Consider the following 13,590-nt stretch of genomic DNA (forward strand, 5'->3'; position numbering starts at 1 on the left):
ACCACAGGCTCCCTGAAGACTTCTGCTTTACTACTTCTTCTGATTACAGACGATTATACGGTATCAAAATCACTTTGTCAAGACTTTTAATTAAATTTTCTGAAAACTTTTTACCAATTTTTTAATACCTTAAGAGTCTATTTTGAGCTATTGCCCAGGATACTGCCATTGGATTGAATAACTTCCTTATACCAGTAAAATGATTTCTTTCTATATCTAGTTAGACTGCCACTTCCATCATCATTTCTATCAACATAAATTAGTCCATATCTTTTAGATAATTGTGCGGTAGACATAGATACACAATCAATACAGCCCCAAGAAGTATAACCCATGACTTCTACGCCATCCTGTATCGCCTCCGCAACTTGTAAAAGGTGTTCTTGCATGTATTGAATTCGATAATCGTCATGAACAGTCAAACCACCAGCCTCATCCTTCACTAGCTGATCTTTAGCTCCCAAACCATTTTCAACAATGAATAAAGGAATCTGGTATCGATCATAATAACGATTTAGTGTCAATCTTAAACCAATTGGATCAATCTGCCAACCCCAATCAGAAGCTTCTAAATAAGGATTGACCAAACCACCCAAGATATTTCCTTTTCCAGATGAATATTTTGATGGATCTGCTGCCTGAGTAATACTCATATAATAACTGAAGGAGAGAAAATCAACCGTATTATTTTTTAATAACTCTTCATCACCTTCCACGAAAGTAATCTTTATGCCATTTTCTTTAAAGTATCTTTTGGCATAATTAGGATAATATCCTCTAACATGTATATCCGAAAATAAATAGTTCAAATTTTCATAGGCATGAGCCGCCCAAACATCTTCAGGATTGGGTGTCATTGGATAGGTCGGCATAGCTAAGACCATACAGCCAACCTTACAGTCAGGAATAATTTCATGAGCAATTTTGGTAACAAGACTAGAAGCTACAAGTTCATGGTGAATGGCCTGATATAAATCTTGTTTTGAAAGTTCTTCATTCGGCAAGTCAATTCCACCACTTGTAAAAGGCAGTTCTAAGATAGAATTGACCTCGTTAAATGTCAGCCAGTACTTAACCTTATCTTTGTATCGCTCAAAAACTGTACGGGCAAATTTTTCAAAAAATTGAATCATTTTTCTATCCACCCAGCCATGATATTTCCTTGCCAGATACAGGGGAGTTTCATAGTGAGAAAGAGTTACAAGAGGCTCTATACCATTCTTTAGAAGTTCATCAAAAAGTTCATCATAAAACTGTAGCCCTTCTTCATTTGGAAATTCTTCATCTCCATTCGGAAATATTCTACTCCAAGCAATTGATGTTCTAAATACCTTAAATCCCAACTCTGAAAACAGGGCTATATCTTCCTTGTATCGATGGTAAAAATCAATAGCTTTTAATTTCAAATTATCTTCTGTTGGTTCTTGGGTAGCTTCACCCAGTCCACCATTAGGGAGAACATCTTGAACGGATAATCCTTTTCCTCCCTCATTATATGCACCTTCTACTTGGTTTGCAGCTACTGCTCCTCCCCATAAGAAATTGTCTGGAAAAATTGACATATACCCTCCTCGAATTATAAAACTGCTAATAAATCATCAGCATAGTTGACTTCCTCTTTTGTCGAAAGCAAGAGAACATCCAGATATTCCTGTGTATTTGTAACAACTACAGGAGTCACTATATCGTACCCTTCTGCGACAAGCATTTCTACATCCACTTCTAGCATCAGTTGACCCTTTTCAACTTTTTCCCCATCTGAAACATGGCTCACAAAACCTCTTCCTTTTAGCTCGACAGTTTCTAATCCAAAGTGGATAAGCAACTCTACCCCTTCATCACTTGTTAAACCGATTGCATGTTTTGTTGGAAAAAGACTGGTAACAGCCCCGTCAAATGGAGCATAGACTTTTCCATCCTTAGGGATAATTGCAACTCCTTCTCCAAGCATTTTTTTTGAAAACGTTGCATCATTTACTTTTTCTAAAGGGAGAATTTGGCCTGAAAGAGGAGAGAAGACATTTTTTCTACTTGAAATGCCAGGTGCTACTTTTTCTAAATTAACTGTTGACGTTTCTTCATCGATACCTAGGAAATAGGCCAAAATAAATGTGACAATAATTGAAATTGCCGCAGCAATCATAGCGTTAGTAATGTTTGAAGCTGCTTCAGAGTAAATAAATTGTGGCAAAGCAATGAGAGAAGGTACTGCAAAAAGGTATGCTTTTACACCTGTCAAACCAACAAATAATCCTGCTAGACCACCACCAATCATTGCTGCATACAATGGTTTTTTATACTTTAGAGTAACACCATATAAAGCAGGCTCAGTGACACCAGCAAATAAAGCTGAAAATCCAGCTGCAAAGGCTATTTGTTTCGTGTTACTATTTTTACTCTTAAATGCAACTGCCATGGAAGCGGCACCTTGTGCCAAGTTAGAACCTAACATCGCTGGTAGAATCAGTACATCAGGTGTCGCGATTGAAGCTGCCAAGAAAATCGGTGCAAAAGCCCAGTGCATACCGGTCATAACGATAAATGGCATGATTGCTCCAAGAACTGCTAAAGTTAACCAACCAGCTACACCATGCATTTGTTCAACCAATTGCGATAATCCTTCACCAACAATAACGCCGAGAGGTCCAACAAGAACTAAAGCTATGAAACCTGAAACAAGCAGGACCAAGGTTGGCTGTAAGAAACTTTTCGTTACAGCTGGAGTGACCTTGTTAAAAACAGCTTCAATATACTTCATTAGCCAAACCATAATAAGAATTGGAATAACTGATGAACCATAGCTAGCAGGTGTAACAGGGGCACCTAAAAAATGAAGTGGATCACCTGAAGATACCATTTGAACAAAATTAGGATGTAGCAAAATACCAGCAACCGACATGGCTAAAGCAGGTGTAACTTTGAGTTTTTGTGAAGCTGAGTAGGCCAAAAAAATCGGCATAAAGTGATATGGTGCATCTCCAAAAAAGGCTAAAAATGAAATAGATTGGGAATCAGCTTTTAAAAGCCCCAACATCGGTAAGACAATGACTAAAACTTTTATCATACCTCCACCAAGCATAGCTGGAATAAGTGGTGTCATAGAGCCAGCGATATACTCGATGACTTGTTCTAAGACATTTACTTTTTTAACCTGTTGAACTGAATCAGAATCAAATTTTCCTAATGCAGTAAATTCTTTATAGTAATTAGCTACATCATTACCTAAGATGATTTGATATTGTCCATTTTTTTTCATAATGCCAATGACTCCGGAAATGGATTTAACACGTTCATCGGACACGATATTCTCATCTTTCAGTTCCAGTCGCAATCTAGTAACGCAATGGGTTGCACGAAGAACATTCTTTTCTCCTCCGACTGCCTTTAGGATTGCCAATGCAGTATTCTTGTACTTCATAATAGACTCCTTATGATAAATTTTTTGTTAAACGCCGAATGTGAGCAATTAAATAGACTAATTCACTTGGACTTAGTAGATAATCATATTCTAACCGAATAAAGTCCGCTACTCTAGTTCCACATTGGTACTCTCTTGGATACTTCTTTTTCATTAACTCTAAAAGATCCACATCATCTTCATCATGGTATTCATTCCCCTCTACCAAACGATGAGCAAACAACTTAACATGTGTGATGAATCGGTAATAATCAATAGAATCCTGATTGAATTCTGTAGAATAATAGTCTTGAATAATTTGTTCAATCTTCATGATAATTCCAGTAATACGATAAGATTCTTGAAAAATATTTTCCAAATTCGCATTGACAAAATGCAAAGCGATGAAGGCTGCTTCATCAACTGGGAGTTCGACATGTAAATCTTTTTTTATGATGGATAATGCTTTTTTCCCCAGTTCAAACTCCTCTTTATAATATTTGGCAATTTCCCATCTAAGAGGGTTCGTAACGACTACTCCTTCCTTATGTCTTTCTATACTAGAATTGATATGATCTGTCAAATTGATGTAAATAATCTCATCAAAATGATTTCCAAGTGTTATCTTTCCTAAATTTATTATTTTCTCACAAACATAAACCAACTCAATAGGGACATCGATAAATAGTTCCGTAAAGCGATTCATATTATCGCTATTCTTGAGCAAAAAACTTTTTTCTATCGAAGAAGGTGGGATCGCATCTCCGACCTTCTTTCCAAATGCAATTCCTTTACCAAACAACAAGATATCAACGTTCTTATTATTTTGTGCTATGACTGCATTATGATTTAATACACGCTTTATGATCATAAATTTTCCTTTAAACTTAAAATAAAAGAACCTACTTAAAAGAAATCGACATATATCGTATCGATTCATTTAAATAGGTTCCTGCTCGCCTTAAAGCGATAACATCCTTTTATTTCAATTATTAGTTGGTACTTCTAGCTTAAAAAATTTAATAACTCTGTAACCATTTTCAATTTTAATATAAATTAAAGAATTTGTCAATAATTTATAAAAATTTAAGAATACTTCTTTTAGTCCCCTTCGTTAAAAAGTCACTGATTTATGATATACTAGACTGAGTTATAGCTATTAGAAAGAGGAAAACCATGTCTTTTGACGGATTTTTTTTACATCACATGACGGCTGAGTTACAGGCCAATTTAGAAGGGGGACGGATTCAGAAAATCAATCAGCCCTTTGAACAGGAGATTGTCCTCAACATCCGCAGCAACCGTCAGAGCCATAAATTGCTCCTGTCTGCCCATTCGGTTTTCGGGCGGGTTCAGCTGACCCAGTCGGACTTTACCAATCCAAAAGTGCCCAATACCTTTACCATGATTCTGCGGAAATACTTGCAGGGAGCCATTATCGAGGAAATTCGTCAGTTGGACAATGACCGCATCTTAGAATTTTCGGTGTCCAACAAGGACGAGATTGGCGACCATATCCAAGCTACCTTGATTGTGGAAATCATGGGCAAGCACAGTAATATCATCTTGGTAGACAAGTCTGAACAGCGGATTATCGAGGCTATCAAGCACGTTGGTTTCTCGCAAAACTCCTACCGAACCATCTTGCCAGGCTCCACCTATATTCATCCACCGGAGACACATTCTCTCAATCCTTATACGGTGTCTGACGAGAAATTGTTTGAAATCTTATCGACTCAGGAACTGAGTCCGAAAAATCTCCAACAGACCTTTCAAGGTTTGGGTCGGGATACGGCTGCTGAACTGGCCAGTCGTTTGCAGTCAGACCGCCTCAAGAACTTCCGTGCCTTTTTTGACCAGGCAACTCAGCCTAGCCTGACAGACAAATCCTATGCTGCTCTGCCATTTGCCAATAGCCCTGAAAACCAGCCACACTTTGAGAGCCTGAGCAGTCTGCTGGACTTCTACTATCAGGACAAGGCGGAGCGGGACCGGGTGGCCCAGCAGGCCAATGAGCTGATCAAGCGGGTGGCCAGTGAGTTGGAGAAGAATCGCAAGAAACTGGTCAAGCAGGAGCAGGAATTGGCGGATACGGAGACGGCGGAGTTGGTGCGGCAAAAGGGCGAGCTCCTGACCACCTATCTGCATCAAGTGCCAAATGACCAGGCTAGTGTGACCTTAGACAACTACTATACGGGCGAGGAACTGGAGATTGAGTTGGACGTGGCTCTTACTCCTAGCCAGAATGCCCAACGTTATTTCAAAAAGTACCAGAAACTCAAGGAGGCGGTCAAGCACCTGACCAACTTGATTGAGGAAACCAAGGCAACCATTGTCTATCTGGAGTCCGTTGACACCATGCTGGGACAGGCTAGTCTGGCAGAAATTGATGAGATTCGCGATGAATTGATTGAAACAGGCTACCTCAAACGCCGTCATCGTGAGAAAATCCATAAGCGTCAGAAACCTGAGCGATACTTGGCGACGGACGGGAAGACCATTATTCTGGTCGGGAAAAATAACCTGCAAAATGATGAGTTGACCTTCAAAATGGCCAAGAAAGGCGAACTCTGGTTCCATGCCAAAGACATTCCAGGCAGTCATGTGGTTATCACAGACAACTTGGACCCAAGTGACGAGGTCAAGACAGACGCAGCTGAATTAGCAGCCTACTTCTCTAAGGCCAGACATTCCAATTTGGTTCAAGTCGATATGATTGAAGCCAAAAAACTCCATAAACCAACAGGGGGCAAACCAGGCTTTGTGACCTACCGAGGTCAGAAAACCCTCCGTGTCACCCCAACTGAAGACAAAATAAAATCCATGAAAATCTAGTTCATGGATTTTTCTGTATTGAAACCTACTCCGCCTTATCAATATCTTCTCTAACTTCCTTAGCGTTGAACTTAGCGAAAAGATACTGGCGGTCTTGGACTGGAAAGCGTTGATCCAGCTGATCGACTGGTCCCACTTCCACCATTCCTTCTGAGATAACATAATCCATGACATGCCCGCCAAATGTCAAATCATCCGAAATAAAATGCAAATGATAGCCAGCCACACTGACACCATGGAAAATCTCTGGCGTCCAAATACCAACAATGGTACCTGAAATATTCTCAGCGGTATACTCAGGCTGGCGACTTGCCACCTCCGCAAATCGAACATCCGAAGCCGATTTTGGAATCATGCGCACGTGCATATGCGAAAACGTCCCTTTGATTTTGATGGAGCGAAAAAGATTTTCCCCATCATAATAGGATTCAATCCGCTGATGCAATTCATCGCTAGTCATTTCAAAACGTTGTTTGAAAATCACTTCTGCTTCATGAAAAATAACCGCCGCATAGGGAACTTTCATATCAGCAGGAACTTCAACCACTTCTGGTTTCTCCCCTGCTCCCTTGGCCTGATAAGCCTTTCCATCCAAAACAATCAGCTCACCGTCAATGGAATCTAGGGTTCCCAAACCCAAATCACCATGTTCCAACAATTCGCCAACCGTCAAGGAGCCGCCATACAGTCCAGCCATTAAGGCACCTAAGGTATTGTATTGAAATAATCGATTTACTTGCATAACCTACTCTTCATTCAAAAATTCTTGCATGGCTAAATCGTCTGGCACCAATTGGATATAACGACTAGCTTGCTCTTTTGCCTCATCCAAACGACCAAGTTGACGTAAAACCGCTACGTAATCAACCAAAAATTCAGGATTCTCAGCCAATTCTCCAGCCAATTCATCGTAAAGCTCAATAGCTTCATCATCTCTTTCTAGAGCTTGATAGGCTTTGGCCATATTCCAGCGAGCTAGAACGTTATCTACCTCTTCATCAAATAAAGCCACAACCTCTTCAAATCGTTCCTGCTCAAGATACAGATTGGACAAGCGCAGAGCTAGTTCGTTACTATCATCTGCCACCTCTTTTGCCCGTAGAAGATAATCTTCTGCCCCCGCCTCATCATGCAATTCATAGGCATACTGTGAAGCCTGAAGCAAGAGATTGGCATCAAAGTCATTTTTAGCCAGGCCTTTTTGAGTCATAGCCAAGGCATCATCAATCTTATGCTCGGCATGAAGCGACTGAGCATAGGCATATTCATAGCCCTCAAAATCAGGATTGATGGTATCCAACTGCTTGAAATAGAGATTGGCCTTTTGGTATTCTTCTCGTTCAAATAGCAGAGCTGCTAACTCAAAAACCGTCTGATCATCGTATTCCAACTCAACAGCCTTTTCCAAAAATTCAATGGCCGCTTCAAATTTTCCCAAACTTGCATAGGCAATACCAATTCGCTGATAGGTAGAAACTCCCGTTAATTCGTAGATTTCACGATTATCCAGCTGGGCATAGTAGGAAATAGCCTCATTAAAAAGCTCCAGTTCCATATCCAATTCTGCTAAGCCAAAGAGGATGATGGGTTCATCTGATAAGTGACTTGCTTCTAACAATTTTTCACGCGCCACATCCGACAAGCCTTCTGCCTGATACAGGTCCGCCTTGACCAACAAGGTTTCTACATAGGCAGGACTGTCTTCCGAAATTTCCTCCAAATAAGCAAAAGCTTCTTCGACCATGCCGTCTTCAAATGCTATTTGGGCAAGATTGATCAGTACTTCGGGAAATTCTTCTTTGACCTGTTCATAGATTTGTCTAGCCTGTGGGAAAAAACCAATGCCTTCTAAGTAGGCTGCCAAGGACAAAAGCGTTTCGCTATCATCTTGCACCAAGGCGCGCTTGAAATACTTATCTGCCTTGTCTAAATCCTGTTGGTCCAAACAAACCAACATTTTTTCACTATTGTTCATTCACAACCTCATTTTCTTCATCTTCATACAAACTACTGTGTGCCTTGTACCATTCAAATGCCGCTTTCACTAAAACCTTAATAGAGGCATATATTGGAATTCCCAGAAGAACTCCTAGGACACCGTACATCTGACCAGCTGTCAATAATACGAATAAAATGGTAATCGGATGAATACTTAGGGAGCTTCCGATAATCAATGGCGTCACAAAACGACCTTCTATAGTCTGCTCAATCATAAAGACTACTAAAACCTTTATCAGCATGATTGGACCAGCAATCAATCCTAAAATAACAGCTGGAATCATGGCCAAGAAAGAACCTAAATACGGAATTAGATTGAGGAAACCAGCCATCACCCCCAAAGTTATTGGATAGCTAAGACCAATGATTGAGAACATCACTGAAAACATCAGGGCAACAATAATCGCAACGGTCACCTGACCACGAACATAGTTTGACAATTGCCCATTCACATCTGATAGCACTGTTCCAATCGGTTCTCTCCACTTGGTTGGTAGATATTGGGTAATGTGTTTATTCAAATACTGACCATCCCGTAACAGATAAAAGAGAATAAAAGGCATAATCAGAACAGCAACAATAATTTGAGATGCTGTCGAAATCAAATTACTTGCCCAGTTCACAGCACTTGTTGAAAATTTTTGCGCATAAGCAACTGCTTGATCATTGACCTTATTTAACAATTCCAATGCAGTAGGACGAAATTGTTCAAATCTTTGGTCCTGCAATAAGCTAGTCACTTGCCCTTCGATTTTCTGGATATTCGAAGGAAGATTTTGCGCAAAAGATGTCACTTGCTCTTGAATACTCGGAATTGCCACCGCCAGTCCCCATATAATGAGAAGACTGATTAAAACAAAGAGAATGGAAATACCAACTGTACGAGAAATTTTATGCTTTTCCATCCAGTCAACCATCGGATTTAATAGGTAATACAAAAGACCTGTTAAAATCATCGGTAACAATACAATTTCTAAAAAGCTTCCTATTGGTCTGAATAAAAAACTAATTTTACTAAAAATAAATATAGTCAAAAAAGTCAGCAAGGTTACCAATAAAAATGTCACCGCTTGGCTATTTAAAAACAAGCGGAAAAACCAAGTCAGACTAAATTTTTGATGCTTATCTTCCATCTAATACACTCCTAGTCTTTTTTTCTATTGTAACATGGAGAAAGGATTTTTGTAAAAATCAACTACAGAATTTATACGACTTTCTCAGAAAAACATGGTATAATTTTATCAATCATTTCCAAAAAGGAGAATCCTATGGCTATCTATTTCGGTACCTACACAAAACGTGAATCAAAAGGAATTTATAAAGCAAATTTTGATTCTGAAACAGGACAACTTAGCAATCTAGAATTGGTCACTGAAGAACCTAACCCTACCTACCTTGCCTTTGATAAGGCAGGACATCTATACTCCGTCGGCGCTGAAAATGGTCTAGGAGGTATCGCTGCCTTTAATGCTGACTATACTCTACTCAACCATGTTGTATCAGAGGGCGCACCACTTTGCTATGTCGCTGTAGATGAAGCAAGAGATTTAGTTTATGGCTCCAATTACCACAAAGGACAACTACTTGTTTATAAACGTTTGGCGGATGGTTCGCTAGAATTAGCTGATGTCGCTCAACACGAAGGATCTGGGCCGCACGAAAACCAAGCTTCCGCCCATGTTCACTTTTCTGATTTGACGCCCGATAAATTTTTAGTAACCTGTGATTTAGGATGTGATCAAGTGATAACCTATAAGGTATCTGACCAAGGAAAAGTAGAGAAAATCGCAACCTATCAGGCTGCGCCAGGAAGTGGTCCAAGACACATTGTCTTCCATCCTGTCGCAAAAATCGCCTATCTCATCTGTGAACTCAATTCAACTATTGAGGTGCTTATCTATGACGGCTGGGGACAATTTGAACACCTACAAACTGTCTCTACTCTCCCAGAAGACCATACTGGTTTCAACGGTACTGCCGCTATTCGAATCACAAAGGATGGTAAATTTATTTATGGCTCCAACCGCGGAAACGACTCTATCGCAGTCTACAAAACGCTTGCTGATGCCAGCTTAGAATTAGTTGAAATCGTCCCAACAAATGGAAAAACTCCTCGCGATTTCACGCTTAGTCCTGATGAAAAGCATTTGATTGTTGTCCATCAAGATTCTGACAATGCAACTGTATTCGAAAGAGATGCCGAAAATGGCTGTTTGACTGAGCTTTCACACGATTTCTATGTTCCTGAAGCAGTTTGCGTTACATTTTTATAAGTCGTTTCAGTTGTGAAATCCGTCCAGTTTTGGTTTAATAGTTTCATAGGAGGTGTTTTCACCATGAATCCAGTAGATCTTTTTAACCAAGTAAAAGAATTGATTGCAAACAAAGACTTTGATGGTGCAAAACAATTTATCGAAGAAAACAAGGACCAATTTGGTGAATACTTGGAACAAGCAAAAGGCTTGTTATCAGGTTCTGAAGGTGTTAACGGTCTTTTGGATAAAGTTAAAGGCTTGTTCTAATACATGTAAAAACTAGGTTGAGAATGTTCAGTCTAGTTTTTTTGTTTATTCAAAAATATTTGTTATCTCTTGCAATGAAGGAATTACCCAATCGCTCTTCAATTTTTCATTTTCACTGGCATGCTTCCCAAAACCAGTCAGTATCCGTACAGTCCACATTCCCAAAGATTTAGCAGGCAGAATATCATTATCATATCTATCCCCGACATAGACAACTCTATCTGCAGGGATATTTGTTTTTTGCAAGGCAAATGTGAAAATAGTTGTATCTGGTTTAGATAGCCCAACCTCTTCAGAGAGGATGATGAGTTGAAAATAAGACTCAATTCCCCACTCTTTAAGCAGTTCTCTAATACTACTAGACTGATTGGCAATAATCCCCAATCGATAGTTTTGTGATAACTTCTCTAGAGCATCTATTGTTTCAGGATACAGGCTCACACCCTCATTTGTCCATAAAGGACGTGGCTCGGTCGGTGCAAAATAGTGCCAGGTCGCACGAATTGGGTCCAGCGACTTATGAGCATACTCCGCCATTTTCTTTTTATAAGAATCTGATGAAACCTCTATATCCAGAGACTCTAACTTCTTCACACACTTGTCTATATAATAACCATAAGCAGCCTCTTCATCTAAAAGCGTCGAACCCAAATCAAAAAATATCCACTCTATCATCCCGCTCTCCATCTCTTTTCAAAATGCGAATACTTAAGTCAATCTACCTTTTTAGAATATCATTTTATCAATATCAAGGCAAAGAAAACTCCATAGGAAAACCAAGAGGTTTTACTAATCCCTTGTTATTCTAACTCGGGGATAAATTTTAGTACACTGTACATAGAAAAAACAAGTCCGCAGATTTCGGACTTGTTCTTATTATAACCTTCGCTATTCTAGCTCAGGGATAAAACAGTCTCCCAGACTGTTTTATTTTTTCAAGTTGTAGAATGAGTTCAAGCCTTTGTAGACTGCAACTTCACCAAGTTGGTCTTCGATACGAAGCAATTGGTTATATTTAGCGATACGGTCTGTACGTGACAATGAACCAGTCTTGATTTGGCCTGCGTTAGTTGCAACTGCGATGTCAGCGATTGTTGAATCTTCAGTTTCACCTGAACGGTGTGATACAACGGCAGTGTAGCCAGCTTCTTTAGCCATTTCGATAGCTTCAAATGTTTCAGTAAGAGTACCGATTTGGTTAACTTTGATAAGGATTGAGTTAGCAGCACCTTCTTTGATACCACGTGCAAGGTAGTCAGTGTTTGTTACGAAGAAGTCGTCACCAACCAATTGAACGCGTTTGCCAAGACGCTCAGTAAGAGCTTTCCAGCCATCCCAGTCGTTTTCATCCATACCATCTTCGATAGTGATGATTGGGTATTTGTTAACCAATTCTTCAAGGTAGTCGATTTGTTCTGCAGATGTACGAACAGCTGCACCTTCACCTTCGAATTTAGTGTAGTCGTAAACTTTACGCTCTTTGTCGTAGAATTCAGATGACGCACAGTCGAAACCAATCATAATGCCGTTTTCGCCAGCTTCGTAACCAGCAGCTTCGATTGCTTCGATGATTGTTTCAACACCGTCTTCAGTTCCTTCGAACTTAGGAGCGAAACCACCTTCGTCACCAACAGCTGTTACCAAACCACGAGCTTTCAAGATTTTCTTCAAAGCATGGAATACTTCAGCACCCCAACGAAGACCTTCTTTGAATGAAGGAGCGCCAACTGGCAAGATCATGAATTCTTGGAAAGCGATTGGAGCGTCTGAGTGAGAACCACCGTTGATGATATTCATCATTGGAGTTGGCAATACTTTAGTGTTGAACCCACCAAGGTAAGTGTAAAGTGGCACTTCAAGGTAGTCAGCAGCAGCACGCGCAACAGCGATAGAAACACCGAGGATTGCGTTTGCACCCAATTTACCTTTGTTAGGAGTACCGTCAAGAGCGATCATAGCGCGGTCGATAGCTTGTTGATCACGAACGTCAAAACCGATGATAGCGTCAGCAATCACGTTGTTCACGTTGTCAACAGCTTTTTGAGTACCAAGACCAAGGTAACGAGATTTGTCACCGTCGCGAAGCTCAACTGCTTCGTGCTCACCAGTAGAAGCTCCTGAAGGAACCATACCACGTCCGAAAGCACCTGATTCAGTATAAACTTCAACTTCAAGTGTAGGGTTACCGCGTGAGTCAAGGACTTCGCGAGCGTAAATATCAGTAATAATTGACATTATATTACTCTCCTTTGAGTTTAAAATTGTTACATAGCTATCATACCCTAAAAGAAGGGATTTTTCAAGAAAAAACAGGTTATTTTACTGAAAGAAATAATGTAAACGCCTTCCTTTTCAAAGTTAACTGAGTATGTTATACTGAAACCATGAACGATTTAAATACTACCATACTACAGAAAGCCTCTGGCGAAACACGATTGAATCCAGATGAACAACGTCTATACATGGGAACCTATCGCGAACGGGTTGTCCTGCTCGTTTCCTTTGACGATTTGAGTAGTGAAGTCGTCGGAAATAAGTTCGATACAATTTGCCAAAAACTAGCAAACAGCTACTCCCCTCTATTCCTCAAACTCTCGCCAGCCCTGTCTGACAAGCAACAAATTTCACTACTAAAAATTGCTCAGAACTTCGGTATTACTACCGCTATCATCGATGAAAAAATAGGACAGTCTCCCTACGCACTTGTCTTTCACACAAATCACGCTGTGGATAATGAAGAAGTTAGCTTAGAATCCATATTTCCAAATCTTATCTCAAAACCAGAAGAAAAAAAGGAAGATGCAAAACCTTCCTTCTGGAAAAAATTATTTGGTTAGA

12 protein-coding genes are annotated in these 13,590 nt (G+C 40.0%); 4 read left to right on the forward strand and 8 right to left on the reverse strand.

From position 1 onward, the window contains the following. Positions 1 to 137 precede the first annotated feature (137 nt). The 3 genes from PHA78_RS08420 to licT are packed head-to-tail and all read right to left on the reverse strand — an operon-like array spanning position 138 to position 4,268. Positions 138 to 1,562: a glycoside hydrolase family 1 protein gene (locus PHA78_RS08420; protein WP_105096302.1), complete on the reverse strand. Its 1,425-nt coding sequence runs from the start codon at positions 1,560 to 1,562 to the stop codon at positions 138 to 140. A 14-nt stretch (positions 1,563 to 1,576) separates the two neighbouring features. Further along, positions 1,577 to 3,418: a beta-glucoside-specific PTS transporter subunit IIABC gene (locus tag PHA78_RS08425; RefSeq protein ID WP_272157977.1), complete on the reverse strand. Its 1,842-nt coding sequence runs from the start codon at positions 3,416 to 3,418 to the stop codon at positions 1,577 to 1,579. A gap of 10 nt (positions 3,419 to 3,428) precedes the next feature. Then, complete coding sequence (licT, locus tag PHA78_RS08430) at positions 3,429 to 4,268, reverse strand: BglG family transcription antiterminator LicT (RefSeq protein WP_012775252.1); 840 nt, start codon at positions 4,266 to 4,268, stop codon at positions 3,429 to 3,431. 305 nt (positions 4,269 to 4,573) lie between these two features. On the opposite strand from licT, the gene PHA78_RS08435 reads away from it, so the two are divergent. Then, the gene (locus tag PHA78_RS08435) at positions 4,574 to 6,232 is read left to right on the forward strand and encodes an Rqc2 family fibronectin-binding protein (protein ID WP_099779893.1); all 1,659 of its coding nucleotides are present in this window, start codon (positions 4,574 to 4,576) and stop codon (positions 6,230 to 6,232) included. A 25-nt stretch (positions 6,233 to 6,257) separates the two neighbouring features. Here PHA78_RS08435 and budA read toward each other — a convergent pair whose 3' ends face one another. Genes budA through PHA78_RS08450 form a run of 3 tightly spaced genes read right to left on the reverse strand, consistent with a single transcriptional unit; the run spans position 6,258 to position 9,363 of the window. Continuing rightward, on the reverse strand, positions 6,258 to 6,974 hold the full coding sequence (gene budA / locus PHA78_RS08440) for an acetolactate decarboxylase (RefSeq protein WP_024377919.1): 717 nt from the start codon (positions 6,972 to 6,974) through the stop codon (positions 6,258 to 6,260). A gap of 3 nt (positions 6,975 to 6,977) precedes the next feature. Beyond that, on the reverse strand, positions 6,978 to 8,207 hold the full coding sequence (locus PHA78_RS08445; protein WP_029187956.1) for a tetratricopeptide repeat protein: 1,230 nt from the start codon (positions 8,205 to 8,207) through the stop codon (positions 6,978 to 6,980). Then, positions 8,197 to 9,363, reverse strand: coding sequence for an AI-2E family transporter (locus tag PHA78_RS08450; protein WP_024398740.1), 1,167 nt, complete (start codon positions 9,361 to 9,363; stop codon positions 8,197 to 8,199). Before PHA78_RS08450 ends, PHA78_RS08445 begins: the two co-directional genes overlap by 11 nt. Before the next feature lie 135 nt (positions 9,364 to 9,498). Here PHA78_RS08450 and PHA78_RS08455 point away from each other — a divergent pair, with 135 nt between their 5' ends. Then, positions 9,499 to 10,503 (forward strand): lactonase family protein, encoded by a 1,005-nt coding sequence (locus tag PHA78_RS08455; protein ID WP_105097230.1) that lies wholly within the window; start codon positions 9,499 to 9,501, stop codon positions 10,501 to 10,503. Between the two features lie 63 nt (positions 10,504 to 10,566). Continuing rightward, on the forward strand, positions 10,567 to 10,752 hold the full coding sequence (locus PHA78_RS08460) for a hypothetical protein (protein ID WP_002935693.1): 186 nt from the start codon (positions 10,567 to 10,569) through the stop codon (positions 10,750 to 10,752). 45 nt (positions 10,753 to 10,797) lie between these two features. Here the strand turns inward: PHA78_RS08460 and PHA78_RS08465 are convergent, their stop codons facing one another. After that, a complete protein-coding gene (locus tag PHA78_RS08465; protein ID WP_099779895.1) occupies positions 10,798 to 11,427 on the reverse strand; it encodes an HAD family hydrolase in 630 nt (209 codons plus the stop codon). Between the two features lie 252 nt (positions 11,428 to 11,679). Further along, positions 11,680 to 12,987 (reverse strand): surface-displayed alpha-enolase, encoded by a 1,308-nt coding sequence (gene eno / locus PHA78_RS08470; protein ID WP_044690981.1) that lies wholly within the window; start codon positions 12,985 to 12,987, stop codon positions 11,680 to 11,682. A gap of 149 nt (positions 12,988 to 13,136) precedes the next feature. On the opposite strand from eno, the gene PHA78_RS08475 reads away from it, so the two are divergent. Next, the gene (locus PHA78_RS08475; RefSeq protein WP_024377924.1) at positions 13,137 to 13,589 is read left to right on the forward strand and encodes a DUF1694 domain-containing protein; all 453 of its coding nucleotides are present in this window, start codon (positions 13,137 to 13,139) and stop codon (positions 13,587 to 13,589) included. Position 13,590: the final 1 nt, after the last annotated feature.

Source organism: Streptococcus sp. HN38 (assembly GCF_028335765.1).
Taxonomy (GTDB): domain Bacteria; phylum Bacillota; class Bacilli; order Lactobacillales; family Streptococcaceae; genus Streptococcus; species Streptococcus suis_P.

What these genes read in the sequence shown, in the direction of transcription:
- budA (WP_024377919.1), bottom strand. Translation starts at nt 6,974, where the DNA reads ATGCAAGTAAATCGATTATTTCAATACAATACCTTAGGTGCCTTAATG.
- licT (WP_012775252.1), bottom strand. Translation starts at nt 4,268, where the DNA reads ATGATCATAAAGCGTGTATTAAATCATAATGCAGTCATAGCACAAAAT.
- PHA78_RS08455 (WP_105097230.1), top strand. Translation starts at nt 9,499, where the DNA reads ATGGCTATCTATTTCGGTACCTACACAAAACGTGAATCAAAAGGAATT.
- PHA78_RS08465 (WP_099779895.1), bottom strand. Translation starts at nt 11,427, where the DNA reads ATGATAGAGTGGATATTTTTTGATTTGGGTTCGACGCTTTTAGATGAA.
- PHA78_RS08420 (WP_105096302.1), bottom strand. Translation starts at nt 1,562, where the DNA reads ATGTCAATTTTTCCAGACAATTTCTTATGGGGAGGAGCAGTAGCTGCA.
- PHA78_RS08425 (WP_272157977.1), bottom strand. Translation starts at nt 3,418, where the DNA reads ATGAAGTACAAGAATACTGCATTGGCAATCCTAAAGGCAGTCGGAGGA.
- PHA78_RS08445 (WP_029187956.1), bottom strand. Translation starts at nt 8,207, where the DNA reads ATGAACAATAGTGAAAAAATGTTGGTTTGTTTGGACCAACAGGATTTA.
- PHA78_RS08435 (WP_099779893.1), top strand. Translation starts at nt 4,574, where the DNA reads ATGTCTTTTGACGGATTTTTTTTACATCACATGACGGCTGAGTTACAG.
- PHA78_RS08475 (WP_024377924.1), top strand. Translation starts at nt 13,137, where the DNA reads ATGAACGATTTAAATACTACCATACTACAGAAAGCCTCTGGCGAAACA.
- eno (WP_044690981.1), bottom strand. Translation starts at nt 12,987, where the DNA reads ATGTCAATTATTACTGATATTTACGCTCGCGAAGTCCTTGACTCACGC.
- PHA78_RS08460 (WP_002935693.1), top strand. Translation starts at nt 10,567, where the DNA reads ATGAATCCAGTAGATCTTTTTAACCAAGTAAAAGAATTGATTGCAAAC.
- PHA78_RS08450 (WP_024398740.1), bottom strand. Translation starts at nt 9,363, where the DNA reads ATGGAAGATAAGCATCAAAAATTTAGTCTGACTTGGTTTTTCCGCTTG.